The sequence below is a fragment of the Pseudomonas sp. 05L36 genome (assembly GCF_056398125.1).
Window position 1 is genome coordinate 1 of record NZ_JBFTOU010000047.1, and the last position, 26614, is coordinate 26614.

Here is a 26614-nt window from a genome sequence, read left to right on the forward strand (position 1 = left end):
GCGAGCCTGCGAGCCTGCTCGCGATGGCGGCCTGCCAGCCGACCTGGTTTCGCGGACGTATCAATCCGTAGGAGCTGCCGAAGGCTGCGATCTTTTGATCTTGCTTGTAAGCAATAAAGCCAAAAGATCGCAGCCTCGTTGCACTCGACAGCTCCTACAGGGAAACACGTACGCATCAGAACCAGGCCGGCCGGTAGGCCGCCTCGGGCGCTGTTGCGGTGTACGCCCCCTCGTGAGGCCGAGAGGAGGTTCTGCGCAGTGGGCAACCCGGCATGGATGCCGGGTTAGCCGCGCACGGCCATGGATGGCCGATCGCGGCGGGCCCACGGAGCAGGACCGGAGCGAGGGCATGCCGAGCCACAGCGAGGCACCGAATGTCAGGGGCAAGAGCCCTTGGTTACTTGGGGCTCTTCCAAGTGACCCGCCGTAAGGGCGGAACCAATAGTGGCCATTACCGCTAAAACGGATATGTACACAATCAAAACAGATGCGCCCAACACATAGCCATCGCGGGCAAACCACCTTCCCACAGCCTCCGACGCCGAACTGACCCGAGCCGAACACCGCCTGCACCTGCGCCGCGAGCTGTGCCACCCGGACATTTTCAGTGTGTTCCGCGATCGGGTGGAGAACCCGCTGGTGCAGTTGGTGTCGGTGATGGACCACTCGCCGGGACAGCGCCAGTTAGTACTGGAATCCAAGTACCGTGAGTACTACATGAGCAAGTACCACCTGACCACGACTCAGATGGACGAACTCATCACGCTGCGGCATGACCATCGCCGAGTTCCCGACCACCGTCGAGGCGTGGTTACCGGGAGCGCGGCATGAATGTATTGATGGGCACACCGAACATCGTGCGCGGCGAGTCGCACTCGGGTAACGTGGCCGCCGCAGATCTGACCGCAGAGGGTCTGCCGGTGGTCCAGCAAGTATGGCGACAAGCAACGAGGGTGTTTTGATGTCAGGCAGGTTGATCTATCTCATCGGGCCTTCAGGTTCGGGCAAGGACAGCCTGCTGGATGCTGCACGAACACGGTTGGCCGATCGCGGCTGCCGCATTGTGCAGCGGGTCATCACTCGCTCGGCCGAAGCCGTGGGCGAAGCGGCGCTGGGTGTCAGTGCGCAGCAGTTCGCCGATATGGAGGCCCAGGGCGCATTTGCCTTGAGCTGGCACGCCAATGGGTTGTCCTATGGCATCCCGCGGGAAATCGACGATTGGCTGGCCGCCGGGCAGGACGTGCTGGTCAATGGCTCGCGGGGGCATTTGCAGAACACGCGTTCGCGCTATCCGAACGTGTTAGTGCTGTTGTTGACTGTGGATCAAGCAGTACTGCGCCATCGCTTGCTGGAGCGTGGGCGAGAATCGCTGGGCGAAATCGATCAGCGCCTGGCACGCAATGCCCGATTCAGCGAGCAACTGCTGGCGCAAGACCCGACCGTGCACCTGCTTGACAACTCCGGACAACTTGAGCAAACGGTCGAACGTTTGCTGGCCTGCTTTGACGAGCAACCTCCATGTGTCTGACATTGCCGGGAACGAACGACGATGATTTACCTGTGTACGCGCTTAATGTAGGAGCTGGCGCAGCCTGCGATCTTTTGATCTTGATTGAGGGGCTGAAACTTACTTCAACAACAACCCCTGCATATACTCCACAAACGCCCGAGCCTTGGCGCTGGCCATTCTCCCCGTGGGGAACACCGCCCACAGATCCAGGTTCGGCAATGCCCAGCCCTTCATCACTTCCCGGACCGAGCCATCGGCCAGTTCCGGCGCGAACATCCATTGCGAGGCCATGGTCAGGCCTTGATGAGCCAGCACGGCTTCACGCAGGCCTTCAGCGGCATTGACGCGGATCCGGCCGCTGATGATCACCGATTGCTCTTCGCCGGCCTCGGTGGGCGTCAGGCCCCGGGTCGAACGCAGCAATAGCCGCACCGCCAGCCGCGATTCAAGTTGCGCGATGGTTTTCGACACGGCCGGCTGGCCGATCTTCAGGCGCCGTGCGGCAGCGGAAAACGAGCCGGTTTCCACCACGTAGACGAAGGTTTCCATTGCGCCGAGGCGGTCCATCGGAAGTCCTTGTAGAGATCAAATGTGGGAGCGAGCCTGCTCGCCGCCACAATTGATGAATGGTGTCAGTGCGAACCGCGAATGGTATCCAGCATCGCCTCAGGCTCGGGACGCTGAGTGTAATCCGGGTTGACCTCGGCGTAACGGATCACACCATCTCGGCCGGTCACATAACGCCCCGGTATGGGCAGCATCACACTCTGTAAAACAACCGAGCGTCGTACTGCGAGATTTTGTGCTTGAGTAAAGATAACTCTGGGGTTACCTTTAATTGGGCCGGAGCAAGGAGGCTGGTGGTGCAGAGCAGGCTATTGATCAAGGAATTGATGGAGGCAGGTTGGACTTTGGACAGGGTCACTGGCAGTCATCACATCTTCACTCACCGATACAACCCATACACGATTCCCGTCCCCCATCCGAAAAAGGATTTGCCGATCGGGACGGTCAAGAGCATCAGGAGGCGCGCCGGGCTGTACTGCCCGCCAGCCAGTTACGCAGGAGATCCATAATGCAATATCCAATTTGTATCGAGTGGGGCGATGAGCACGCCGCCATCGGTATTCAGATCCCCGATATTCCTGGCGCGGTAACCGCCGGGGATACCTTTGAAGATGCATATAACGCTGCTGTCGAAATTGCCCACATCATGCTGCAAGAGATCGCGGCAGATGGAGAGACGATTCCAATGCCGACTTCAGCAGCGGTGCATCGTGGTAATCCGGAGTTCGCCGACATGGGCTGGGGAATGCTCGAGCTAGATATTTCGCCGTATATGGGCAAGACCGAGAAGGTCAATGTCACGCTACCCGGCTACGTGATCCAGCGCATCGATCGGTATGTGCGTGAGCACAATGTAAAAAGCCGCTCGTCCTTCCTGGCGGATGCGGCGATGGAGAAGCTGGTTCGGCAGTGAGTGGCAGCAATCGCGAGCAAGCTCGCTCCCACAAGGTTAGCGAATAACCTGTAGAAGCGGGCTTGCTCCGGGCGGCGATCCGACGAAGCTTTTAGCGATCTATGCCGTCGCTAACGAAGCCTTCTGCGAAACACTCAAAAACCGCAACAACGCCAGCAACGGAAATGCGCTGCCGACGATCACGATCCACAACCAGCCGCCCTGTTCGTACACCGCGCTGGCCACCGAAGAGCCGAAGGCGCCGCCGATGAAGATACTGGTCATGTACAGCGCATTCAGGCGGCTGCGGCTTTTGCCGTCGAGGGCGTACACCGCACGCTGGCCGAGGACCATGTTCATCTGCACGCAGAAGTCGAGCACCACACCGGTCACAGCCAGGCCGATGACGCTGCAGGCCGGATGGATAAACGCCGGCAGAAAACTCAGGCTGGCGAACAGCAGGGCGAGCAACGATGCGATGCGGGTGTGACCGGCATCGGCCAGGCGTCCGGCTATGGGCGCGGCAATGGCGCCGATGGCCCCGACCAGGGCGAAAATCGCGATCTCGCTTTGCGACAAACCGTGATTGCGCGCCAGTTCCAGCGGCACGGCGGTCCAGAACAGGCTGAAGGTGGCAAACATGCACCCCTGGTAAAACGCCCGCTGGCGCAGCACCGGTTGTTTGCGCAACAGCGTCCACAGCGAGCCCAGCAATTGGCCATAGGAAGCACTGTGATCAGGTTCACGCTTGGGAATGGTCACTGCCAGCACGATGCTGATGGCTGCCATCAAGACGGCGGCAATCACAAACATCGCCCGCCAGCCGAAGTGGTCGGCCACCACGCTGGACACCGGCCGGGCCAGCAGAATACCGAGCAACAAACCGCCCATGATCCCGCCCACCACACGGCCACGGGTTTCTTCCGGCGCCAGGTGCGCGGCCAGCGGAATCAGGATCTGCACCGAAACCGAACTGAACCCCACCAACAGCGAAATCAGCAAAAACACATTCGGCTGATCGGTGAACGCCGCGCCCAGCAGGCTGCCGATTGCCACCAGCGTGGTGATGATCATCAACCGGCGGTTCTCCAGCAAATCCCCCAGCGGTACCAGGAAAAACAGCCCCAGCGCATAGCCGATCTGAGTCAGGGAAACGATCAGGCTGGCCAAGGTGTTGGTCAGGCCGATGTCCGGCGCTATCAGGCCGATGATCGGCTGCGCGTAGTAGATGTTGGCGACAATAGCGCCGCAGCAGAAGGCGAATAGCAGCACCATCCCTGGGGTCATTGTCGCAGTGCCGTGGGGCACCTGGGTCGCTGGGTTCATAACGGGTCTCGCTGTACGGAAAGGAATGCGCGCAGGCTAATGGGCTGACTGAAACGGCGGAAGTGAGATTGGTGTGATAGCAATCATTCCATTGCGGAATGACTGACGGACGTGTGTGTCGAAGTGCCTTGCATCAGAACATCGAGGGTAGATGATACATTCACTTACATCCTGTTCGATAGCGTGCTTATGTTCTCACTCCACGTCCCGTCACCGGAGGGCCTCTCCATGTATGTGAAGTTTCGTCAGCTGATTCGCTGGGTTTCAGTCGTCTGCTTGATCAGTGTATTCAACGCTGGCCTGGCCCAGGCCGAAGACGCACCGGGCACGCGCATCGGTGTGCGCGGCGAGATCACCGGCGTCAGTCCGGACGTTCTGAAAGTCCACGCCAACAGCGGCGACAACGTGGTGATCAATTTGACCAAGGACACCAAGGTCCGCGCCGTGACCTTGGCCAACATCGAAGACATCAAGCCCGGCAGCTACATCGGCTCTGCGGCCATTCCCCAGGAGGATGGCACCCTCAAGGCCCTTGAAGTTCATGTTTTCCCGCCGGAGCTGGCCGGCAGTGGCGACGGTCATCGGCCCTTCGATCTGGTCAAAGGCAGCAGCATGACCAACGGCAGCGTTGGCGACCTGGTGGTGAGCAACGGTCGAGTGCTGACCGTCAATTACAAGGGCGGCCAACAGAAGATTCTGGTGCCGGAGGACGTACCCATCGTCAACCTGGTGCCGGCCGATCGCAGCCTGTTGAAGGTGGGCGTGAAGATCGTGACCTTTGTCACGCAGGGCGCTGACGGCACGCTCACCGCTCAATCCATCTCGGCGGGCAAGGACGGCGTGACGCCGCCGATGTAGCAGGAGGTCGCAGAACCTGTGGGAGCGAGCAAGCTCGCTCCCACAATGGATTTGCAGTGAATTCTGATCCGTACAAAAAAGGCGACCTGCACCAGTCGCCTTTTTCGTTATCGTCCGGTCATCACTGACCGCTGTAGATCTGGTCGAAAACCCCGCCATCATTGAAGTGGGTCTTCTGCACGGTGCGCCAGTCGCCGAAGGTCTTCTCCACCGACAGGAAGTCCACTTTCGGGAAGCGGTCGGTGTACTTGGCCAGCACGGCCGGGTCGCGCGGGCGCAGGTAGTTCGCCGCGGCAATCTCCTGGCCTTCCGGTGACCACAGGTACTTCAGGTATTCCTCGGCCGCCGCACGGGTGCCTTTCTTGTCGACGGTCTTGTCGACCACCGACACCGGTGGCTCGGCTTCGGCGGAAACGCTTGGGTAGATGACTTCGAACTGATCACGGCCGAACTCGCGGGCGATCATTTCCGCTTCGTTCTCGAAGGTCACCAGCACGTCGCCGATCTGGTTGGTCATGAAGGTGGTGGTGGCGGCACGGCCGCCGGTGTCGAGTACTGGCGCTTGCTTGAACAGCTTGCCGACGAAGTCTTTGGCCTTGTTCTCGTCACCGCCGTTTTTCAGCACGTAGCCCCAGGCCGAGAGGTAGGTGTAGCGGCCGTTGCCGGAGGTTTTCGGGTTCGGGACGATGACCTGAACGCCGTCCTTGAGCAGGTCCGGCCAGTCTTTCAGGGCTTTCGGGTTGCCCTTGCGCACGATGAATACGGTGGCCGAAGTGAAGGGCGCGCTGTTGTTGGGCAGGCGCGTGACCCAGTTGTCCGGGACCAGTTTGCCATTGTCCGCCAGGGCGTTGATGTCGGTGGCCATGTTCATGGTGATGACATCGGCCGGCAGGCCGTCGATCACCGAGCGTGCCTGTTTGCTGGAGCCGCCGAAGGACATTTGCAGGGTGATGTTTTCGTTGTGCTCGGCTTGCCAGTGTTTCTGGAACGCAGTGTTGTAGTCCTTGTAGAAATCTCGCATCACGTCGTAGGAAACGTTGAGCAGCGTCGGTGCAGCCTGGGCGATGTTGCCCAGGGCCAGGCCAGCGGCGAGAAGTGAGGCGCCAAAGAGTTTTTTCACTGCGCATTCCCTGTTCTATGTAGGAGCTGCCGTAGGCTGCGATCTTTTGACTTTGATTTTCAAGATCCAAAGATCGCAGCCTACGGGTTATTTATTAGTTATCAATGAGGTGTCGACTATAGCCGGGCTCGTATAGTCCTTTAAAGATTAAAAAGCTCTTTGCTTATTCCAGTTTTTTGAACAATGCATTGCCACAACGGGAGCAGAACGAGGCTTCCTGTTCGTGGCTGTCTTTCGCACACACCGGGCAGTCGTGCTGTAACTGGCCGCCACGCATGGCCGTGGCCAGTTCGGCGGTGAAGATCCCGGTGGGCACGGCGATGATCGAGTAACCGGTGATCATCACCATCGACGAGATGACCTGGCCCAGTGCGGTCCTGGGCACGATGTCGCCATAACCGACTGTGGTCAGGGTGACGATCGCCCAGTAGATGCCCTTGGGAATGCTGGTGAAGCCACTTTGCGGGCCTTCGACCACGTACATCAGGGTGCCGAACACTATCACCAGCGTGCAGACGCTGAGCAGGAACACGAGGATTTTCTGCTTGCTGCCGCGCAAGGCATCGAGCAGGTAATGGGCTTGCTTGAGGTACGGACCGAGCTTGAGCACGCGGAAGATCCGCAGCATCCGGATCACCCGGATGATCAGCAGGTACTGGGCATCGCTGTAGTACAGCGCGAGGATGCCGGGCACGATGGCCAGCAGGTCCACAAGCCCATAGAAACTGAACGCGTAGTGCAGCGGTTTGGGCGAGCAGTACAGGCGCAGGATGTACTCGCCGAGGAAGATGATCGTGAAGCCCCACTCGATGTACGCAAGCACGCTGGCGTAGTTCTGGTGGACGTCATCGATGCTGTCCAGGATCACCACCACCAGGCTGGCGAGGATGATCAGCAGCAATGTGGAGTCGAAGCGTCGACCGGCAACGGTGTCGGTCTGGAAAATAATCACGTACAGGCGATGACGCCACGTGTCGTTGCTGTTCATGCACATCGCCTTGGCCGCAAATCAGCGCAGCCTAGGTTGATTCTCCCCGGGAGCGCAAGACGCGCTTTCGACCGTGGCTTTGCCGAGCATTTGCACAACGCTGCGAATCAGCCAGCCGGCAAGAATGAACGGCGCGGTCAGCGTGGGCAGGCCGATGGCAGCAAACACCGGCGTCAGCAACAGTGCCAGGCCGATGCCAAGCAGCGGCAGCCACGGTTGGCGACGCTGCGAGCTGAAGGCGAGGGCGGCCAGCACGGCGTTATAGCCACCGAGGCCGAGCAGTGCGGTATAGAAGTCGTGGTTCAGCAGGCTCCAGCCCATGCCCGCGACAGAGGCCAATAATGCCCAGCAAAATGCGCGGCGATCAGCGATCAGCAAACCGACGGCAATCATCGCACCGGCCAGCGGATGACCGAGGAACATCACCTGGCCGAGGCCTTTGAGTGGTGCGGCGAGCATGTTCAGGGTGCTGACTTCGATCAGGTGCGGCTCTGTCGAGGGCGTGGCGAAGCACAGCAGCAACCAGCCCAGCCCGACGAAGGGGGCGGTGTAGGCAGGCAGGCATTGGCTGAACCGGACGCGCTTGAGCCACTGTTGGGTGATCATCGCGCTCAGGCCACCGGCGGCCAGAATCAGTGGCGGCATCATCGCCGACCAGGGGAAATACAGGCTCAGTAACAATCCGAGCAGGACACCGTTGTAGCTGAACAACCCGGCCTGACGATCAGCCTTGGCATAGTTGCGGCGTTGCGCGGTGAGCAGCCCGGCGACACCGCCGAGCAAGGCGCCGCCGAGCAAGGCGGGTGCAGTGAACAAAATGGCCAGGACGCACAGCAGGCCGCACAGCGGGTTGCGCTGGAGAAAGATCTGGCTGAAGCCGTTGAGCAAGGCTTCGGCCCAGTCGGGGCAGTGGGTGTTGAAATGGTTGGCAGGCATGGCAGTTCTGAAAGTCAGTGGGACCGAGTTGGTCGAGCGCGACCCCGGCTGATCGCGAGCAAGCTCGCTCCCACACTGAATCTCTGTTCAGTCTTGATTCTGTGATCAACACAAAACCAATGTGGGAGCGAGCTTGCTCCGGGCGGCGTTCCGACGATGAGGCCGGTACAGGCGCTAGATCAATGTCTCGATACGCAAAGAGTTAGTCGATCCCGGCTGCCCAAAGGGCACACCTGCTGTGATCAACAGTGTGTCGCCACGCTGCGCCATGCCCTGGGCCTGGGCAATTTCCAGTGCCGTGGAGCAGACTTCATCGACCTGACGCAGGCGGTCATTGACCACCGAGTGCACACCCCACGCCACGCTCAGGCGACGGGCGGTTTGCAGGTTCGGCGTCAGGTTGAGGATCGGCACCGTCGGCCGCTCCCGCGCCGCGCGCAGGCTCGACGCGCCGGACTCGCTGTAATTGACCAGCACCGCCACCGGCAGCACGTTGCTGATGCGGCGAATGGCGCAGCTGATCGCGTCGGAAACGGTCGCCTCGGCTTTCGGTCGGCTGACGTCGAGTTGAGTCTGATAGTCCGGACCGTTTTCCACCTGGCGGATGATCTTGCTCATCATCTGCACGGCTTCGAGCGGGTATTCGCCGGACGCGGTTTCCGCCGACAGCATCACCGCGTCCGCACCTTCGGCCACCGCGTTGGCCACATCGGTGACCTCGGCGCGGGTTGGCGCCGGTGAGAAGCGCATCGATTCCAGCATCTGGGTCGCCACCACCACCGGTTTGCCGAGCTGGCGGCAGGTGCCGATGATGTTCTTCTGAATCTGCGGCACGCTTTCGGCCGGCACTTCCACGCCCAGGTCACCCCGGGCGACCATGATCGCGTCGCTCAGTTCGGCGATCTCGCGCAGTTGTTCGACGGCCGAGGGCTTCTCGATCTTGGCCATCAGGAACGCCTTGTCGCCGATCAGGGAGCGGGCTTCGCGGATGTCGTCGGGACGTTGCACGAACGACAGCGCCACCCAGTCCACACCCAGTTCCAGGCCGAAGGTCAAGTCGCGGCGATCCTTGGCGGTCAGCGGGCTCAGGTCGAGCACCGCTTGCGGCACGTTCACGCCTTTGCGGTCAGACAGTTCGCCACCATTGAGCACGGTGGTGTCGATGGCGTCGGCGTACTTGGTCACTACCCGCAGGCGCAATTTGCCGTCGTCCAGCAGCAGGTCCATGCCTGGCTCCAGTGCGGCGATGATTTCCGGGTGCGGCAGGTTGACCCGGCGCTCATCACCCGGCGTGGCATCGAGGTCCAGGCGCAAGGCCTGGCCGCGCACCAGTTGCACCTTGCCTTCGGCAAACTTGCCGACCCGCAGTTTCGGGCCTTGCAGGTCCATCAGAATGCCCAATGGATAATTGAGCTGGCGCTCGACTTCACGGATCCACTGAAAACGCTGGGCGTGGTCGGCGTGATCACCATGGCTGAAGTTCAGGCGGAAGATGTTGACCCCGGCCAGCACCAGCTCACGGATGGCGTCGATGCCGTCGGTGGCCGGGCCGAGGGTGGCGAGGATTTTGACCTTTTTATCAGGCGTCATGTTTAGTGCTCTCAAGGATCAGAATGGCGCGGAAGTCGTTGACGTTGGTACGGGTCGGCTCGGTGACGATCAGCGCGTCCAGCGCCTCGAAGTAGCCGTAACCGTTGTTGTTGTCCAACTCGTCACTGGCGCTCAGGCCCTTTGCCGCAGCACGTGCGTAGCTGTCCGGGGTCATGATCGCGCCGGCGTTGTCTTCGGAGCCGTCGATGCCGTCGGTGTCGCCGGCCAGCGCGTAGACGCCGGGCAGGCCTTTGAGGCTGTCGGTCAGGCTCAGCAGGAACTCGGCATTGCGCCCGCCACGGCCATTGCCGCGCACGGTGACGGTAGTTTCGCCACCGGAGAGAATCACGCAGGGCGCCGCCAGCGGCTGACCGTGCAGGACGATCTGCCGTGCGATGCCGGCGTGGACTTTCGCCACCTCGCGGGATTCGCCTTCGAGGTCGCCGAGGATCAGCGGACTGAACCCGGCCTGACGGCATTTCACCGCCGCCGCCTCAAGGGATTGTTGCGGGCGCGCGATCAACTGGAAATGACTGCGTGCCAGGTTCGGGTCACCGGGTTTGACGGTTTCCGACTCGGGGCTTTGCAGCCAGGTGCGCACCGAAGCCGGAACCTCGATGGCGTAGCGTTTGAGGATCGCCAGGGCTTCGGCCGAGGTGCTCGGGTCGGCTACGGTAGGGCCGGAGGCGATGACCGTGGCGAGGTCGCCCGGCACATCGGAAATCGCATAGGTGTAGACCGTGGCAGGCCAGCAGGCTTTGCCCAGGCGGCCGCCCTTGATCGCCGAGAGGTGCTTGCGCACGCAGTTCATCTCGCCGATGGTCGCGCCGGACTTGAGCAGGGCTTTGTTGATCGACTGCTTGTCGGCCAGGGTGATGCCTTCGGCCGGCAGTGCCAGCAGGGCAGAGCCACCGCCGGAGAGCAGGAATATCACGCGGTCGTTTTCGCTCAGGTCGCTGACCAGTTCCAGCACACGCTTGGCCACGGCCAGGCCAGCAGCGTCCGGCACCGGATGCGCGGCTTCGACCACTTCGATTTTTTCGCAAGGTGCGCCGTGACCGTAACGGGTCACCACCAGGCCAGAGACTTCACCCTGCCAGCAGCGCTCGACCACCTGGGCCATGGCAGCGGCGGCTTTGCCGGCACCGATGACGATCACGCGACCGCTGCGGTCGGCAGGCAAATGGGCTTCGAGGACTTGTTGCGGATGCGCCGCGTCGATGGCTGTGGCAAACAGCTCGCGCAGCAATTGTTGCGGATCGACCGACATGGCGGGCTCCCGGAATTCTTGTTATTGGGGGAACGCAACCTGCGGCAACTCTGGATCGGTTACCCATTTGGCGGGATGAACCGGATCCTGTAGGAGCTGCCGCAGGCTGCGATCTTGTTGCGGATAACGCGGTGTGCGTGTGGACGAAAGATCAAAAGATCGCAGCCTTCGGCAGCTCCTACTTGCGAATCGAGAAGTTCGCCATGTGTTCCAGACCCTTGATCAGCGCCGAGTGGTCCCAGTTGCTGCCACCGATGGCCGCGCAGGTGCTGAACACTTGCTGGGTGTTGGCGGTGTTCGGCAGGTTGATGTTCAGCTCCCTGGCACCTTGCAGGGCCAGGTTCAGGTCCTTCTGGTGCAGGCTGATGCGGAAGCCCGGATCGAAGGTGCCTTTGATCATGCGCTCGCCGTGAACTTCGAGGATCTTCGAGGACGCGAAACCGCCCATCAGTGCTTCACGTACCTTGGCCGGATCGGCACCGTTTTTCGAAGCGAACAGCAGGGCTTCAGCCACGGCCTGGATGTTCAGGGCCACGATGATCTGGTTGGCTACTTTGGCGGTTTGACCGTCGCCATTGCCACCGACCAGGGTGATGTTCTTGCCCATGGCCTGGAACAGCGGGAGGGCGCGTTCGAAGGCGTCGGCATCGCCGCCGACCATGATGCTCAGGGTCGCCGCCTTGGCGCCGACTTCACCGCCGGATACCGGGGCGTCGAGGTACTGGGCGCCTGTTTCGTTGATTTTGGCCGCGAAGGCCTTGGTGGCGGTCGGCGAGATCGAGCTCATGTCGATGACGACTTTGCCTTTGCCAACACCGGCGGCAACGCCATCGGCGCGGAACAGCACGTCATCGACCTGCGGGGTATCCGGCACCATGACGATGATGAACTCGGCTTCCTGGGCGACTTCCTTCGGGTTCGCCAGGGCAACGGCGCCAGCGGCGACCAGGTCGGCAGGGGCGGCGTCGTGGTGCGCCGACAGGAACAGGCTGTGACCGGCTTTCTGCAGGTTCAACGCCATTGGGTGGCCCATGATGCCGGTGCCGATAAATCCGATTTTAGCCATGAGAAAATCCTCTTGTTTTGTGCTTTCTGTAGGAGCGAGCTTGCTCGCGAAAAAGCCTCAACGAAAACGCGTGCTGCCTGAGTAAACGCGGCGCCTGATCGTTCTTCGCGAGCAAGCTCGCTCCTACAGGTAATGGGTCAAATTGCGTTATGGGTTTTCAACCAACCCAAGCCCGCTTCAGTGGTGGTCAGCGGCTTGTATTCGCAACCGACCCAACCCTGATAACCGATGCGGTCCAGGTGTTCGAACAGGAAGCGGTAGTTGATTTCACCGGTACCTGGTTCGTTGCGCCCCGGGTTGTCCGCGAGCTGCACATGGTTGATCTCGCCCAGGTGCGATTGCAGGGTGCGGGCCAGATCGCCTTCCATGATTTGCATGTGATAGATGTCGTATTGCAGGAACAGGTTGGCGCTGCCGACCTGCTCGCGAATCGACAGGGCTTGCGCCGTGTTGTTCAGGTAGAAACCTGGAATGTCACGGGTGTTGATCGCTTCCATCACCAGCTTGATACCCGCCGCTTGCAGCTTGTCGGCCGCGTACTTGAGGTTGGCGACGAAGGTTTTCTCCACGGTGGCATCGTCAAAACCCTGCGGACGAATACCGGCCAGGCAGTTGACCTGGGTGTTGCCCAGCACTTGCGCGTAAGCGATGGCCAGGTCGACACCGGCACGGAATTCTTCAACCCGGTCCGGCAGGCACGCGATACCGCGTTCGCCCTTGGCCCAGTCACCGGCCGGCAGGTTGAACAGCACTTGGGTCAGACCGTTGGCGTCGAGCTTGGCCTTGATTTCGGCGGAGCTGAAGTCGTACGGGAACAGGTATTCGACACCACTGAAGCCGGCCTTGGCGGCCGCTTCGAAACGGGCAAGAAAGTCCTGTTCGGTGAACAGCATGGACAGGTTGGCTGCGAAACGCGGCATGGTGGTCTCCCGTAAATTTGTGAAGGCCCCCTGTAGGAGCGAGCTTGCTCGCGAAAGCGGTGGGTCAGTCAACATCTCTGTTGGATGTGAAGCCGCCTTCGCGGGCAAGCCCGCTCCTACAGGGGGAGCGGTCAGCTATCAATCAAGCAACGAAATCGCAGTCGGTGCGTCGTCGCCGACCAGCGCCAGGTCTTCGAACTCGTTGACGGCGTTGATCTCGGTGCCCATGGAAATGTTGGTCACACGCTCCAGGATAATCTCGACGATCACTGGAACCTTGAACTCTTCGATCAGCTCCTGGGCCTTGCGCAGGGCAGGCTGGATCTGAGCCGGTTCGAACACACGCAGTGCCTTGCAGCCGAGGCCTTCGGCCACTGCGACGTGGTCGACACCGTAACCGTTGAGTTCCGGAGCGTTGAGGTTGTCGAAGGACAGCTGCACGCAGTAGTCCATGTCGAAACCGCGCTGCGCCTGACGGATCAGGCCCAGGTACGAGTTGTTCACGACAACATGTATGTACGGCAGCTTGAACTGCGCGCCGACCGCCAATTCCTCAATCATGAACTGGAAGTCATAGTCCCCCGACAGGGCCACGACTTTACGGCTCGGATCAGCCTTGACCACACCCAGCGCTGCCGGAATGGTCCAGCCCAACGGGCCTGCCTGACCGCAGTTGATCCAGTGACGTGGCTTGTAGACGTGCAGGAACTGCGCGCCGGCAATCTGCGACAGCCCGATGGTGCTGACGTAGCAGGTGTCTTTGCCGAACACCTGGTTCATTTCTTCGTAAACGCGTTGCGGCTTGACCGGCACGTTGTCGAAGTGAGTCTTGCGCTGCAGGCTGGCTTTACGCTGCTGGCAGTCTTGCAGCCAGGCACTGCGGTTCTTCAGCTTGCCGGCGGCTTGCCATTCGCGAGCGACTTCGATGAACACGGTCAGTGCGGCAGCGGCGTCGGAAACGATGCCCAGGTCCGGGGTGAACACGCGACCGATCTGGGTCGGTTCGATGTCGACGTGAATGAACTTGCGGCCTTCGGTGTACACGTCAACGGAACCGGTGTGGCGGTTGGCCCAACGGTTGCCCACGCCCAGAACCACGTCGGATTTCAGCATGGTCGCGTTGCCGTAACGGTGCGAAGTCTGCAAGCCAACCATGCCCACCATCAGCGGGTGATCGTCCGGGATGGTGCCCCAGCCCATCAGGGTCGGGATAACCGGAATGCCGGTCAACTCGGCGAACTCCACCAGCAGGTCGGCGGCATCGGCGTTGATGATGCCGCCACCGGCCACCAGCAATGGACGCTCGGCCTGATCCAGCATGGCCAAGGCTTTTTCAACCTGGACGCGGGTAGCGCTCGGCTTGGCCAGTGGCAGTGGCTGGTAAGCGTCGATGTCGAATTCGATTTCAGCCATCTGCACGTCGAACGGCAGGTCGATCAGCACCGGGCCTGGACGGCCGGAGCGCATTTCGTAGAAGGCTTTCTGGAACGCGTAAGGCACCTGGCCAGGTTCCATGACGGTGGTCGACCACTTGGTGACTGGCTTGACGATGGTGGTGATATCGACAGCCTGGAAGTCTTCCTTGTGCATACGGGCGCGGGGTGCCTGGCCGGTAATGCAGAGGATTGGAATCGAGTCGGCCGAGGCGCTGTAGAGCCCGGTGACCATGTCGGTGCCGGCAGGGCCGGAAGTACCGATGCACACGCCGATGTTGCCGGCCTTGGTGCGGGTGTAGCCCTCGGCCATGTGCGAGGCGCCTTCAACGTGGCGAGCGAGTACGTGATCGATGCCGCCGACCTTTTGCAAGGCGGAGTACAGCGGGTTGATGGCGGCACCCGGGATGCCAAAAGCGGTATCGACCCCTTCACGGCGCATCACCAGAACGGCGGCTTCGATTGCTCTCATTTTGCTCATGGTTTTGTGCCTCTTTACGTTTTGTAATTGTATACAAGTGGCTTTGCGCAGAGTGTATTCACGGCGGACGGCGCAGGTCAATCCATTTTCTCAAGCGCTTGTTTCATTCGTCGGAAGGCCAATCTACTGTGGCTTTTCGTCGCATGTGGCGCCTTTCGAGAATTATTGTATACAAAAAAATAACTCATTGTGTTCTATTTGTTGCATCGGGCTGCCGCGCAGCCCACCGGCTTTCCGAAAAACAAAATGAGGACGGCACCATGAGCGCTTTAACCTTGAAAGTCGCAGTCAACCTGGTCAACGAGGCCATCACCGCAGGGCGTGCAATATCCGCGGCGCCCTTGACCATTGCGGTACTGGATGCCGGCGGGCATCTGATCACCCTGCAACGTGAAGACGGCGCCAGCCTGCTGCGCCCGCATGTCGCCATCGGCAAAGCCTGGGGCGCCATCGCGCTGGGCAAGGGTTCACGCCTGCTGGCACTGGACGCCCAGCAACGCCCGGCGTTCATCGCCGCGTTGAACAGCCTGGGGCAGGGCAGCGTCGTGCCGGCACCGGGTGGTGTGCTGGTTCGCGATCAGGACGGGAACGTGCTGGGGGCGGTGGGGATCAGCGGCGATCTGTCGGATGTCGACGAGCAATGCGCGATCAATGCCATCGAGGCGTTGGGGTTGGTGGCGGATGCGGGGGTGGCGGCTTGATTTTGTATTGATTGATCTATTGCCATCGCCAGCAGGCTGGCTCCCACAGGGGATTTGTGTACGCCATAGATCCAATGTGGGAGCTAGCCTGCTAGCGATTGCTTTCTCCCAGACACATCCTGCCAACAGTCTGTCCATCTCATTCAGGTCGGCCGAACTAGCCTTCTCATGATCAATTCATGGGAGCGGCAAAGGAATGCTTGATTCACCTGCTTCGCATCGTCTACGACGCGGTCGCTATGCTGAAATCAACCGAATTTATCTGCTGACCACCAACACGTTTGGACGAAAACCGATATTCAGGAATTTTGCACTGGGTCGTTTGGTCGTGGATCAGTTTAGAAATGCGCAACATCAAGGCATGGCGAATTCATTGGCATGGGTCGTGATGCCCGACCATTTCCATTGGTTGGTCGAGTTACAGCAGGGATCGTTGGGAGATTTGATGCAAAAAACCAAATCACTGAGTACCAAAGCGGTAAATCAGTCCACCGGCCGCAAGATCCCTCTCTGGCAGAAAGGCTTTCATGACCGGGCACTGCGTCGAGAGGAAGATCTGGTGAAGGTGGCTCGATATGTCGTGGCCAACCCATTGCGAGCCGGACTGGTTAAAAAGCTGGGCGACTACCCGCTGTGGGATGCCATTTGGGTTTGAACTGAAGTCGAGTTGTCTTCATCGCTAGCAGGCTAGCTCCCACAGGGGATTTGTGTACGCCATAGATCCAATGTAGGAGCTAGCCTGCTAGCGATAAATGCACCGCGGTGGATCAGTCCGCCTCACACCCCTTGAGCACCAACCGGATAATCGTCTGCGCCGCCGCTTCATAGTCTTCTTCATCCAGCCGGGCCTTGCCGGTGATGGCGGTGATCTGCCAGTCGAAGTCGGCGTAGGTCTGGGTCGCGGCCCAGATGCTGAACATCAGGTGGTTGGGGTCGATGGGGGCGATTTGCCCGCGGTCGATCCAGGTCTGGATGCACTCGATGTTGTGTTTGGCCTGGCCATTGAGTTGTTCGACCAGATCGCTGCTCAGGTGGGGGGCGCCGTGCATGATTTCGCTGGCGAACACCTTGGAGGCGAAAGGCAGGTCGCGGGAGATGCGGATCTTCGAGCGAATGTAGCCGCTGAGCACTTCACCGGGTTCGCCGTCCGGATTGAACGGTGTCGACGCCTGCAGGATGGGCTCGATGATGCTTTCCAGGACCTCGCGGTAGAGGTTTTCCTTGGATTTGAAGTAGTAGTAGACGTTGGGCTTGGGCAATCCCGCCTTGGCTGCGATGTCGCTGGTTTTGGTCGCAGCGAAGCCTTTGTCGGCGAATTCCTCACTGGCGGCACGCAGGATCAGTTGTTTGTTGCGCTCGCGGATAGTGCTCATAAACCGGGTGATTCCTTGCCTGTTCTGGCGGTTGCGCATGGTATCACCGGCCTCGCGCGACGCTCAAGAATGCACCGCGAGCCGTTATGCCGCGCTATGCTGCTGCGCATTCATTGCAGAAGGAAACCCGATTCATGGCAGGAAGCAGTTTGCTGGTGCTGATTGACGACATCGCCGCCGTACTGGACGACGTGTCATTGATGACCCAAATGGCCGCCAAGAAAACGGCCGGCGTACTCGGTGACGACCTTGCCCTCAATGCCCAGCAAGTCAGCGGCGTGCGTGCCGAGCGGGAAATCCCGGTGGTCTGGGCGGTCGCCAAGGGTTCGTTCATCAATAAACTGATCCTGGTGCCGTCGGCGCTGGCCATCAGTGCGTTCATTCCGTGGCTGGTCACGCCATTGTTGATGGTCGGCGGTGCCTATCTGTGCTTCGAAGGGTTTGAAAAACTCGCCCACAAGTTTCTGCACAGCAAGGCCGAAGATCAGGTCGAACATGCTGAACTGGTCGAGGCGGTGGCAGACCCGGAAGTGGATCTGGTGGCGTTCGAAAAGGACAAGATCAAGGGCGCGATCCGCACCGACTTCATTCTCTCGGCAGAAATCATCGCCATCACCCTCGGCACCGTGGCCGGTGCGCCGTTGAGCCAGCAAGTCATCGTGCTGTCGGGGATCGCAATCGTCATGACCATCGGCGTCTATGGCCTGGTGGCGGGTATCGTCAAGCTGGATGACCTTGGACTCTGGTTGACTCAAAAGCCCGGGCAGATGGCGAAAAGCATCGGTGGCGCCATTCTGCGTGCGGCGCCGTACATGATGAAAAGCCTGTCGGTGATTGGTACGGCGGCGATGTTTCTGGTGGGTGGCGGCATCCTCACGCACGGTGTGCCGGTGGTGCATCACTGGATCGAAGAGGTTGGCGCTGCGGCGGGTGGCGGTGGATTTATTGTGCCGGTGCTGCTCAATGGTCTGGCGGGGATTGCGGCGGGTGCGGTGGTGTTGGTGGGCGTTTTGGCGACCAGCAAAATCTGGAAAGCACTGAAAGGCTGAAGGCAACACATAACAACTGAGGGAGCGAGCAGGCACGCTCCCACAGTGTTTTTCGGCCGCTGGAATTACTCAGCAATCTGCAACTTGCGCGCCTCGGTGTAGACGTAACGCACTTTCTCGTATTCGAATGGCGAGTTCGTCTGGCCATAGCGGAAGGTGGTCTGGTGGCGCTTGTCGATGCTGCGCAGGATCCAGACTTCCGGATGGTTGGAACTGACTTCGGCCACGTTGAGGAAGTTGATCGCATTCTCGGCCGTGTAATCCACCGCCAGGCCGCCGGTGTCGCGCAGGTTCGACGGACCGAGGATCGGCAGGACGAAATAAGCGCCGCCCGGCACGCCGTAGAAGCCCAGGGTCTGGCCGAAGTCTTCGCTTTGGCGCGGCAGACCCATGGCGGTGGCCGGGTCCCACAGGCCGGCGATGCCGATGGTGGTGTTGAGCAGCAGGCGTCCGGTGGTCTCCATCGAGCGCTGGCCCTTGAGTTGCAGCAGGCTGTTCAACAGGTTCGGCACGTCGCCGAGATTGTTGAAGAAGTTGCTGACACCGGTACGCACAAAGCTCGGGGTGACGTAGCGGTAACCATTGACCACCGGCAGGAACACCCATTGGTCGAAGCGGTAGTTGAAGTGATAGACGCGCCGGTTCCACTCTTCCAGCGGATCGTAGACGGCCAGCGCGCTGAGCGTCGAACGCTCGAACTCGCGCTGGTCCAGGCCCGGGTTGAATTTGAGTTTGCTCAGCGGTTCCTTGAAACCATCACTGTCGACGACCACGGGGGCGTTGGCTTTGCTGTTGTCGGCATTGGCGACGCCTGCACAGAGTAACGCTGCGAAAAGCAGGAGGTATTTAGCCACGGAAGAACTCCAGCATGGCGTCGCTGTTGACGCGGTAGTTAATGTTGCCGCAATGGCCGCCCAGCGGGTAAACGGTCAGGCGATCGCCGAAGGTCCGGCGCAGGAAACCGAGGTCGCCAGGGCCGAGGATCACGTCGTCGGCGTTGTGCATGACGGCGATTTTCGGGCTGTCGTGCAGATAGTCCTTCAGCGCATACAGGCTCACCTGGTCAATCAGTTGCAGCAGGCTGCCACCGTCGGTACGGGCGCGCCACATCGGGATGACTTGTTCGGTGATGTAGCAGTCGAAGTCGCATTGCAGTGCACGCTTGAGGAATGGCGTGAGGCTGGTGCCCTCGGTGATCGGGAACTTGGGTGGGGTGATCAGGCCGCGACGGTTGATCAGGTCTGAAGTGAAGGCGATGTCGGCTGCCGAAAAGCGGAACGACGTACCGATAAGCATGGCCATCTGTTCGTTGGTCAGGTGCTGTTTGGACTGCTGGAAGTCGTAGAGCAGGGCGTCGTTGAGGTCGATGTAGCCCTTCTGCTGGAAGTAGCGGGTCAGTTTGTTCAGTACCAGTTCATAGAACGTGGTGCTGTTGTTGATGCCCTTGACCTCGGTCTGGACCAGCTTGTCGAGGTTGGTGATCGAAGTGTAGAGGTTGACCGGCGGGTTGAGCAGCAGGACTTTCTTGAAGTTGAAGCTGCGACGGGTTTCGTCCAGGTGCGCGACGAAAGCGGCCTCCAGTCCACCCAGGCTGTAGCCGGTCAGGTAGTAATCGGTGACCGGCACTTTCGGGTTCTGTGCCCGCACGGCCTGCATCACCCGGTACAAATCTTCGGCATCTTCCTTGGACACACCCGGCGTGGCGAAGCGTGATGCGGCGCTCATGAAGTCATAGCTGGTAGGCGATGACAACTGCACCACGTGGTAGCCGGCTTTGTAATAGAGCTTCTTCAGGTATTCATTCAGGCTGCTGTCATAGCGTGCACCGGTGCCGGCGATCAGGAAAATCAGCGGTGCGGCATGATCCTGCGTGGCAATGCGGTAGTCGAGTTTCTTGACCGCCCAGAAATTGTCCGGCAATTCGAACGCCCGTTCCGGACGCAAGGTGACGCTGCGCACTGTCTGATCGATGTCATCGTCCAGGGGCAACTCCGGACGCAAGTCCGGCGGCGTGGTCGCGATGGTCGCCTCGAACGGGTTGGTCAGGGGGTAGCCATAACTGGCGGCATCTATATCGACCGCCAGTGCGGACGCACTCAAAATAAGGCCGCCAAACAGGGCGGCGAAGCGCAAGGAACGGAGCATGACTAAATCCCTTAGAAGAAGGTGCCGAATGAATTTCGCAGGCTATGACCATCGGATCTGCGCCAAAGTGCCAACCATCGGCACGAAACAGGCCTGATTGTGCAGTAGTAGTAGCTGGACGATACACTTCGCCGCGATTGAATGACCAGTTAACAGTTGTTATCGCTTGCGAAACGCCTTCGGGCGATTAAGCTGGCCGCCGTTTTTCGCCAATTGGAGTGTTTCATGTCTCGCCGTCTGCCCGTGATTCTGCTGCTTGTATTGCTGCCTGTATGGCTGGCCGCCAGTTATGGCGCGCGTTATGGCTTCATGGAGGATGCACAGTGGGTCGGCATTTGCGTGGATGAGGCAAGTCGCTGGGAATGCCAGGTGCGATCGAATCTGGGGCTGATGATCCATTTCGGCGTTCTGGGCTGGGCTGCGCTGGGCGCGGCGATCATCGGCTTTGTCGTGCCGGGGCGGGCAGGCTGGTGGCTGGTGGTGCTGGCGCTGGTGTTCGGGTTTCCGGCGCTGGCGTTGTACAACACGACGCTGGCGGTGTTTGCGGTGGTGATAGCGGGGTTGCGTTTGGTCAGGGCTTCTCGGAGCGTCTGATAGTCCGTCATCGCGAGCAAGCTCGCTCCCACAATTGATCTTTATCGCACACAAATTTTGTGTTCACTGAAGATCTACTGTGGGAGCGAGCTTGCTCGCGATGAGGTCGGTCAGGTCAATGCAAAATCAAGCTGTGCGAACCCGCAGGCAGCGCCACAACGCAGCCACCATCAACACACTCACCAGCGCCCAACCCCAGGCCTGCTGATTCTGCAAGCCTTCACGAAACAACTGCGGCGCAATGCCGGCACCGATGATGAAGGTCAGCAACGCAATCTCGCGGCGCGGCACATTCACCGGGCGGCACAGATAAACCAGCGCCGGCACGATGAACGCGACACTCGGGAAGCTGCGATAACGCGGATCGAACAGCAGTTCCAGCATCATCACGGCTGCAGCGAAACCTGCCGCTGCAACCAGCCAGCCAGCACGGCCCTCCAGTAAATTGAATGCCCGTCCGCGCCATCCGCTACGAGGGCTCAGTGTCAGTGCGGCATGGGCCAGCACCAGCAGATTCAGCGCGGTCAGCAATCCGACCCACAACCACTCACTGGTGAAACGCGTGGTAAGCCGTGCCAGATCGCCCCAGGCGCCAATGGAGCACGCCGCCAATGCGCCGAGCAGTGGCAGCACCAGCGCCGAGCGCGTCGTGCGAACCCGGCCGCCAAGCAACAACGTGCCAATGAAGATCAATCCACCCACTGCCAGCCATTGCGACCAGTACGGTACGTTTGTCACTGGCCCGGCCAGCACGCCCTTGTCCTGGCGATCGGCATCGAACAGCCCCCAGTAACCACCCACTGCACCTTCACTGGCGCGTTTCCATGGCTGGTCGAAGGCTTCGATCAGGTTGTAGTGCCAGCCCCGTTGCTCGGCCATGGCGACAAAACCGCGAATGAACCTGGCTTCGTTGACCCTGCTTGGAACAGCGATTCGGCGCTGACGGCCTTCACTGGGCCAGCCAGTTTCGCCAATAAACACTTCCTTGGGGGCGAACATATTGCCGAACATCTCGCGCACACTGGCAAGTTGGGATAGGGAGACCTCGACGTCCCAAGGGTAGTCGCCCCAGTAAGGCAACAAATGGATAGTCACGAAGTCCACCGCTGGAGCGATTTCGGGATGCTTTTGCCAAAATTCCCAAACGTCAGCGTAGGTGACGGGTTGTTTGACTTGGCTTTTGACTCGATCAATCAGTTTCACCAGCTGTGTGCTGGTGACTTCCTTGCGCAACAGGGCCTCATTGCCGACGATTACTGCGGTGACCACGTCCGGGTTGGCATTGGCTTCGGCGATCAGCAGCTCCACTTCCTTGGCTGTGTCCACCGGGTTGCTGTTCACCCATGCGCCAATCATCATTTTCAAGCCGTGCTTGCGCGCCAGTTCCGGCAGGGCTTCGAGGCCGGTCATGGAATAGGTGCGGATGCATTCGAAGCTTTTGGACAGCAGCGCGAGGTCGGCATCCATACGTTCGGGGCGCAAGTTGAATGGTACGTCGAACGGCGATTGGTCTTTGTCGAACGGCGTGTAGGACGCGCATTGCAGCTTGTGCGTTGCGCTGGCCACGTCCGGCAATATCACCGGTTTGCCGAGGCCGTACCAGAAGCCGCCCAGGGCAAACAGCCCGAGCAGGCAAGCGAATAGATAAGCAGCAAAAGGGAAGCGGGATGTCGCGGACATGGAAAGGCCGTGTGGGAGCAAAGCGGCGCATGTTACCTGCATTTACCGTGTGCTTGGTGGCTTGCATGATTTTGATATGCAAAGTTCGGGCGGAGTCTGCGGTGCGTTGGTCGCGCTCAAGATTAATGGCGTTCTGATGTCGTTTCTCGTTGCCTTGAGGTCGCTGGCAGAGCAGGTCGCCAAGAGCGTCAGGTTGATCATCGAAGGCGTCAGTACTCCGCTGATGTTCGAACGAGTTTGCGGTAAGGCGTGATGGGGGCGCTGTGCACCATAACAATACGTTTAAGCGACTCGGCATCCGTCGAGCGCAGCACTTTCGGGGAAGTAACGATGAAGATGCGACGACTCTTGGGCGCAGGTGCCGCTTTGGTGCTGGCGATCAGTTCTACCGTGGCCAGTGCCGCTGGGAAGGAAGTGACGATCGGTTATGTCGACGGCTGGTCGGACAGTGTCGCCACGACCAACGTGGCTGCCGAAGTGATCAGGCAGAAACTCGGTTATGACGTGAAGCTGCAAGCCGTCGCCACCGGGATCATGTGGCAAGGCGTGGCCACCGGCAAGCTCGACGCCATGCTGTCGGCCTGGCTGCCGGTGACCCACGGCGATTACTGGACGAAGAACAAGGATCAGGTCGTCGATTACGGCCCGAACTTCAAGGACGCGAAAATCGGCCTGATCGTGCCGGAATACGTCAAGGCGAAGTCCATTGACGACCTCAAGACCGACGACACCTTCAAGAACCGCATTGTCGGCATCGACGCAGGTTCAGGCGTGATGCTCAAGACCGATCAGGCGATCAAGGACTACGACCTGACCGGCTATCAACTCAAGGCCAGTTCTGGCGCCGGCATGATCGCCGAGCTGACCCGTGCCGAGAAGAAGAACGAATCCATCGCAGTGACCGGCTGGGTGCCGCACTGGATGTTCGCCAAGTGGAAACTGCGCTTCCTCGAAGATCCGAAAGGCGTGTATGGCGCGGCTGAAACCGTGAACAGCATCGGCAGCAAAGGCCTGGAGGCCAAGGCGCCGGAAGTGGCCAAGTTCCTGAAGAACTTCCAGTGGGAATCCAAGGATGAAATCGGCCAGGTGATGCTGGCGATCCAGGACGGTGCCAAGCCTGAAGCGGCGGCGAAGGATTGGGTCGCCAAACACCCTGATCGTGTTGCTGACTGGACCAAGTGATTTGAGCTGACGCGTCTGGTCAGCATCTTCCAGGGTCGCTCGGCAAATTTATGCCAAGCGGCCCTTTGCTTTTTTGTAGGAGCGAGCTTGCTCGCGATGGGCGTGAGCGTTAACGCGTGCTGTCTGAAAAAGTGCGGCGCCTTCAAATTCATCGCGAGCAAGCTCGCTCCTACAATTGGCGAATCCGTCATGGCGTTATAAGACTAAGGTCGTCTGGAACCTGCCCCGCAGCCGCATAGAGTGGATACCGTTGCAACTCAATCTGTGCTGCGAGGATAAAAACAATGAACGACAGCATTTACCTCTCGATTCAAAACAGCCCGCGCTTCAAGGAGCTGGTTAGCAAGAGGGAACGATTCGCCTGGATTCTGTCGGCGATCATGCTAGGGCTTTACTCCGGATTCATCCTTCTGATTGCCTATGGACCGCAGGTGCTGGGGGCGAAAATCAACCCTGAGTCCTCGATTACCTGGGGCATACCGATCGGTGTCGGGCTGATTGTTTCGGCTTTCGTCCTGACCGGTATTTACGTACGACGCGCCAACGGCGAATTCGACGACCTGAACAATGCGATTCTCAAGGAGGCTCAGCAATGATCCGCCGTCTAATGGCTCTTTTGAGTATCGCAGCTTTCGCGCCTGGCGCCTGGGCGGCTGACGCCCTGACCGGTGCCGTGCAGAAGCAACCGCTTAATGTGTCGGCGATCTTGATGTTTGTCGCCTTCGTCGGTGCCACCCTGTGCATCACCTATTGGGCTTCCAAGCGTAATAATTCGGCAGCCGACTACTATGCCGCTGGCGGCAAGATCACCGGTTTCCAGAACGGTCTGGCGATTGCCGGTGACTACATGTCGGCAGCGTCCTTCCTGGGTATTTCCGCGCTGGTGTTCACCTCCGGCTACGACGGCCTGATCTATTCGATCGGTTTTCTGGTGGGCTGGCCGATCATTCTGTTCCTGATCGCCGAGCGCCTGCGTAACCTGGGCAAATACACCTTTGCCGACGTGGCGTCCTATCGCCTGGGGCAAACCCAGATCCGCTCGCTGTCCGCTTGCGGTTCGCTGGTGGTGGTGGCGTTCTACCTGATCGCGCAAATGGTCGGTGCCGGCAAGCTGATCCAGTTGTTGTTCGGTCTCGATTACCACGTTGCGGTGATCCTGGTCGGTATTCTGATGTGCCTGTACGTGTTGTTCGGCGGCATGCTGGCGACCACCTGGGTGCAGATCATCAAGGCAGTCCTGCTGCTGTCCGGTGCTTCCTTCATGGCACTGATGGTGATGAAGCACGTCAACTTCGACTTCAACATGCTGTTCTCCGAGGCGATCAAGGTTCACCCGAAAGCTGAAGCGATCATGAGCCCGGGCGGTCTGGTGAAAGATCCGGTCTCGGCGTTTTCCCTCGGTCTGGCGCTGATGTTCGGTACCGCTGGCCTGCCGCACATCCTGATGCGCTTCTTCACCGTGAGTGACGCAAAAGAAGCCCGCAAGAGCGTGTTGTACGCAACCGGTTTCATTGGTTACTTCTACATCCTGACCTTCATCATCGGCTTCGGCGCGATCCTGCTGGTCAGCACCAACCCGGCCTTCAAAGACGCTGCTGGCGCCTTGTTGGGTGGTAACAACATGGCGGCGGTGCACCTGGCCAACGCGGTGGGCGGCAGTATCTTCCTGGGCTTCATCTCGGCGGTAGCGTTCGCGACCATTCTGGCAGTGGTTGCCGGTCTGACCCTGGCCGGTGCTTCGGCGGTGTCCCACGACCTGTACGCCAGTGTGATCAAGAAAGGCAAGGCCAACGAGAAGGACGAGATTCGCGTCTCGAAAATCACCACCATCTTCTTGGCGGTGCTGGCAATTGGCCTGGGTATCCTGTTCGAGAGCCAGAACATTGCGTTCATGGTGGGCCTGGCGTTCTCCATCGCGGCGAGCTGCAACTTCCCGGTGCTGCTGCTTTCCATGTACTGGAAGAAGCTGACCACTCGCGGTGCGATGATCGGTGGGTGGATGGGGCTGATCAGTGCCGTGGGCCTGATGGTGCTTGGTCCGACCATCTGGGTGCAGATCCTGCATCACGAGAAGGCCATCTTCCCGTATGAGTACCCGGCGCTGTTCTCGATGATGATTGCCTTTGTCGGGATCTGGTTCTTCTCGGTTACCGACAAGTCCACTGCTGCGGACAATGAGCGGGCGCTGTTCTTCCCGCAGTTTGTTCGTTCGCAGACGGGTCTTGGGGCGAGTGGTGCTGTTTCGCACTAAGCGTTTGGGTTTGACTGTTTAAGTTGTGTTGTATGGAAATGCCCTGGTCGAGAGATCGGGGCATTTTTTTATTGGGCGGTAATCGACCTGAATTTCGTGGGTGTACCTGATTTGCTGTAGGAGTGAGCCTGCTCGCGATGGCGGCCTGGCAGCCGACCTGTCTTTTGTTGATCGCGTACATATCCATTCCTGCGGTAACGGCGGCTTATGGTTTCGCCCTTACGGCGAGTCACTTTTTTTACAAGCGCCTAAAAAAAGTAACCAAAAAAACGCTCGCCCCGAACGTACGGCCCCTCGCTTAGGCTCGGCGTTCCTTCGCTGCGGTATTCATCCGGGGGCATTGCCCTCCGGTCGGCTTCGCTTCGACCTACATGCAATGAGTTCGACTGCGTCGAACGGCGCTGCGCGCCCATCCCCGGATGAACACCTCCGCTCAGCCTYCCGAGGGGGCGGGTGGATCAAGATCAAGAGCTGCAGGCGAGCTAACGCTCGGCCTGWTGAGTGGTGAAGAGCATTAGGTGCACGCCGATCCATTGTAGGGGCGAGCCTGCTCGCGATGGCGGCCTGCCAGCCGACCTGGTTTCGCGGACGTATCAATCCGTAGGAGCTGCCGAAGGCTGCGATCTTTTGATCTTGCTTGTAAGCAATAAAGCCAAAAGATCGCAGCCTCGTTGCACTCGAC

Annotated in this window: 26 protein-coding genes and 1 pseudogene; 12 read left to right on the forward strand and 15 right to left on the reverse strand. The window is 59.8% G+C overall.

Annotated features, from left to right (window positions below; translation table 11 throughout):
- Nucleotides 1-522: 522 nt before the first annotated feature.
- Together AC1DKH_RS28985 and phnN are read left to right on the forward strand one after the other, a co-directional pair.
- Nucleotides 523-917, forward strand: a pseudogene (locus AC1DKH_RS28985) (alpha-D-ribose 1-methylphosphonate 5-triphosphate diphosphatase); the annotation flags it as partial.
- Nucleotides 918-961: 44 nt separating this feature from the next.
- On the forward strand, nucleotides 962-1528 hold the full coding sequence (gene phnN, locus AC1DKH_RS28990; RefSeq protein WP_477800066.1) for a phosphonate metabolism protein/1,5-bisphosphokinase (PRPP-forming) PhnN: 567 nt from the start codon (nucleotides 962-964) through the stop codon (nucleotides 1526-1528).
- Nucleotides 1529-1627: 99 nt separating this feature from the next.
- Here the strand turns inward: phnN and AC1DKH_RS28995 are convergent, their stop codons facing one another.
- Nucleotides 1628-2077 (reverse strand): LysR family transcriptional regulator, encoded by a 450-nt coding sequence (locus AC1DKH_RS28995; protein WP_477800067.1) that lies wholly within the window; start codon nucleotides 2075-2077, stop codon nucleotides 1628-1630.
- A 65-nt stretch (nucleotides 2078-2142) separates the two neighbouring features.
- Nucleotides 2143-2271, reverse strand: coding sequence for a hypothetical protein (locus tag AC1DKH_RS29000; protein WP_477800068.1), 129 nt, complete (start codon nucleotides 2269-2271; stop codon nucleotides 2143-2145).
- A gap of 102 nt (nucleotides 2272-2373) precedes the next feature.
- Between AC1DKH_RS29000 and AC1DKH_RS29005 the strand changes: the two genes are divergently transcribed.
- Together AC1DKH_RS29005 and AC1DKH_RS29010 are read left to right on the forward strand one after the other, a co-directional pair.
- Complete coding sequence (locus tag AC1DKH_RS29005) at nucleotides 2374-2586, forward strand: type II toxin-antitoxin system HicA family toxin (protein ID WP_477754880.1); 213 nt, start codon at nucleotides 2374-2376, stop codon at nucleotides 2584-2586.
- Nucleotides 2586-2990, forward strand: coding sequence for a type II toxin-antitoxin system HicB family antitoxin (locus tag AC1DKH_RS29010; protein WP_477800069.1), 405 nt, complete (start codon nucleotides 2586-2588; stop codon nucleotides 2988-2990). Before AC1DKH_RS29005 ends, AC1DKH_RS29010 begins: the two co-directional genes overlap by 1 nt.
- Nucleotides 2991-3089: 99 nt before the next feature.
- Here the strand turns inward: AC1DKH_RS29010 and AC1DKH_RS29015 are convergent, their stop codons facing one another.
- Nucleotides 3090-4295: an MFS transporter gene (locus AC1DKH_RS29015; protein WP_477800070.1), complete on the reverse strand. Its 1206-nt coding sequence runs from the start codon at nucleotides 4293-4295 to the stop codon at nucleotides 3090-3092.
- 228 nt (nucleotides 4296-4523) lie between these two features.
- Here AC1DKH_RS29015 and AC1DKH_RS29020 point away from each other — a divergent pair, with 228 nt between their 5' ends.
- Nucleotides 4524-5153, forward strand: a complete 630-nt coding sequence (locus AC1DKH_RS29020) for a hypothetical protein (protein ID WP_477754874.1) — start codon at nucleotides 4524-4526, stop codon at nucleotides 5151-5153.
- A gap of 121 nt (nucleotides 5154-5274) precedes the next feature.
- Here the strand turns inward: AC1DKH_RS29020 and AC1DKH_RS29025 are convergent, their stop codons facing one another.
- The 8 genes from AC1DKH_RS29025 to gcl all read right to left on the reverse strand — a co-directional run bounded on the left by AC1DKH_RS29025 (nucleotide 5275) and on the right by gcl (nucleotide 14957).
- A complete protein-coding gene (locus AC1DKH_RS29025; protein WP_477760050.1) occupies nucleotides 5275-6273 on the reverse strand; it encodes a sulfate ABC transporter substrate-binding protein in 999 nt (332 codons plus the stop codon).
- Nucleotides 6274-6436: 163 nt separating this feature from the next.
- The gene (locus AC1DKH_RS29030) at nucleotides 6437-7261 is read right to left on the reverse strand and encodes an ion transporter (protein WP_477800071.1); all 825 of its coding nucleotides are present in this window, start codon (nucleotides 7259-7261) and stop codon (nucleotides 6437-6439) included.
- Between the two features lie 21 nt (nucleotides 7262-7282).
- Nucleotides 7283-8197 (reverse strand): urea transporter, encoded by a 915-nt coding sequence (locus tag AC1DKH_RS29035; RefSeq protein WP_477800072.1) that lies wholly within the window; start codon nucleotides 8195-8197, stop codon nucleotides 7283-7285.
- 174 nt (nucleotides 8198-8371) lie between these two features.
- Entirely contained in the window at nucleotides 8372-9787 is a 1416-nt protein-coding gene (gene pyk / locus AC1DKH_RS29040; RefSeq protein ID WP_477800073.1) for a pyruvate kinase, read from the reverse strand.
- Nucleotides 9777-11057, reverse strand: coding sequence for a glycerate kinase type-2 family protein (locus AC1DKH_RS29045; RefSeq protein ID WP_477800074.1), 1281 nt, complete (start codon nucleotides 11055-11057; stop codon nucleotides 9777-9779). The genes pyk and AC1DKH_RS29045 overlap by 11 nt, the downstream gene beginning before the upstream one ends.
- Before the next feature lie 178 nt (nucleotides 11058-11235).
- Nucleotides 11236-12123, reverse strand: a complete 888-nt coding sequence (locus AC1DKH_RS29050; protein WP_477800075.1) for a 2-hydroxy-3-oxopropionate reductase — start codon at nucleotides 12121-12123, stop codon at nucleotides 11236-11238.
- A 137-nt stretch (nucleotides 12124-12260) separates the two neighbouring features.
- Nucleotides 12261-13043 (reverse strand): hydroxypyruvate isomerase, encoded by a 783-nt coding sequence (gene hyi, locus AC1DKH_RS29055; RefSeq protein ID WP_007971414.1) that lies wholly within the window; start codon nucleotides 13041-13043, stop codon nucleotides 12261-12263.
- Nucleotides 13044-13181: 138 nt separating this feature from the next.
- Nucleotides 13182-14957: a glyoxylate carboligase gene (gene gcl, locus AC1DKH_RS29060; RefSeq protein WP_477800076.1), complete on the reverse strand. Its 1776-nt coding sequence runs from the start codon at nucleotides 14955-14957 to the stop codon at nucleotides 13182-13184.
- 260 nt (nucleotides 14958-15217) lie between these two features.
- On the opposite strand from gcl, the gene AC1DKH_RS29065 reads away from it, so the two are divergent.
- Together AC1DKH_RS29065 and AC1DKH_RS29070 are read left to right on the forward strand one after the other, a co-directional pair.
- On the forward strand, nucleotides 15218-15658 hold the full coding sequence (locus tag AC1DKH_RS29065; RefSeq protein WP_150757696.1) for a GlcG/HbpS family heme-binding protein: 441 nt from the start codon (nucleotides 15218-15220) through the stop codon (nucleotides 15656-15658).
- A gap of 196 nt (nucleotides 15659-15854) precedes the next feature.
- Complete coding sequence (locus AC1DKH_RS29070) at nucleotides 15855-16313, forward strand: REP-associated tyrosine transposase (protein WP_477800077.1); 459 nt, start codon at nucleotides 15855-15857, stop codon at nucleotides 16311-16313.
- A 112-nt stretch (nucleotides 16314-16425) separates the two neighbouring features.
- On the opposite strand, the gene AC1DKH_RS29075 is transcribed toward AC1DKH_RS29070, so the two are convergent.
- On the reverse strand, nucleotides 16426-17031 hold the full coding sequence (locus tag AC1DKH_RS29075) for a TetR/AcrR family transcriptional regulator (protein WP_046037661.1): 606 nt from the start codon (nucleotides 17029-17031) through the stop codon (nucleotides 16426-16428).
- Nucleotides 17032-17165: 134 nt separating this feature from the next.
- On the opposite strand from AC1DKH_RS29075, the gene AC1DKH_RS29080 reads away from it, so the two are divergent.
- Complete coding sequence (locus AC1DKH_RS29080) at nucleotides 17166-18080, forward strand: DUF808 domain-containing protein (protein WP_477800078.1); 915 nt, start codon at nucleotides 17166-17168, stop codon at nucleotides 18078-18080.
- Nucleotides 18081-18145: 65 nt separating this feature from the next.
- Here the strand turns inward: AC1DKH_RS29080 and AC1DKH_RS29085 are convergent, their stop codons facing one another.
- Both AC1DKH_RS29085 and AC1DKH_RS29090 read right to left on the reverse strand, forming a co-directional pair.
- Nucleotides 18146-18934: an MlaA family lipoprotein gene (locus AC1DKH_RS29085; RefSeq protein ID WP_477800079.1), complete on the reverse strand. Its 789-nt coding sequence runs from the start codon at nucleotides 18932-18934 to the stop codon at nucleotides 18146-18148.
- Complete coding sequence (locus tag AC1DKH_RS29090) at nucleotides 18927-20225, reverse strand: alpha/beta fold hydrolase family protein (protein ID WP_477754862.1); 1299 nt, start codon at nucleotides 20223-20225, stop codon at nucleotides 18927-18929. The genes AC1DKH_RS29085 and AC1DKH_RS29090 overlap by 8 nt, the downstream gene beginning before the upstream one ends.
- 225 nt (nucleotides 20226-20450) lie before the next feature.
- On the opposite strand from AC1DKH_RS29090, the gene AC1DKH_RS29095 reads away from it, so the two are divergent.
- Nucleotides 20451-20819, forward strand: coding sequence for a hypothetical protein (locus tag AC1DKH_RS29095; protein ID WP_477800080.1), 369 nt, complete (start codon nucleotides 20451-20453; stop codon nucleotides 20817-20819).
- Nucleotides 20820-20945: 126 nt separating this feature from the next.
- On the opposite strand, the gene AC1DKH_RS29100 is transcribed toward AC1DKH_RS29095, so the two are convergent.
- Entirely contained in the window at nucleotides 20946-22541 is a 1596-nt protein-coding gene (locus tag AC1DKH_RS29100) for a glycoside hydrolase family 17 protein (RefSeq protein ID WP_477800081.1), read from the reverse strand.
- 288 nt (nucleotides 22542-22829) lie between these two features.
- Between AC1DKH_RS29100 and AC1DKH_RS29105 the strand changes: the two genes are divergently transcribed.
- From AC1DKH_RS29105 to AC1DKH_RS29115, 3 genes are all read left to right on the forward strand, one after another.
- Nucleotides 22830-23681: a glycine betaine ABC transporter substrate-binding protein gene (locus tag AC1DKH_RS29105; RefSeq protein WP_477754859.1), complete on the forward strand. Its 852-nt coding sequence runs from the start codon at nucleotides 22830-22832 to the stop codon at nucleotides 23679-23681.
- Between the two features lie 284 nt (nucleotides 23682-23965).
- Nucleotides 23966-24277, forward strand: coding sequence for a DUF485 domain-containing protein (locus tag AC1DKH_RS29110; protein WP_007971395.1), 312 nt, complete (start codon nucleotides 23966-23968; stop codon nucleotides 24275-24277).
- The gene (locus tag AC1DKH_RS29115) at nucleotides 24274-25932 is read left to right on the forward strand and encodes a cation acetate symporter (RefSeq protein ID WP_477754858.1); all 1659 of its coding nucleotides are present in this window, start codon (nucleotides 24274-24276) and stop codon (nucleotides 25930-25932) included. Before AC1DKH_RS29110 ends, AC1DKH_RS29115 begins: the two co-directional genes overlap by 4 nt.
- Nucleotides 25933-26614: the final 682 nt, after the last annotated feature.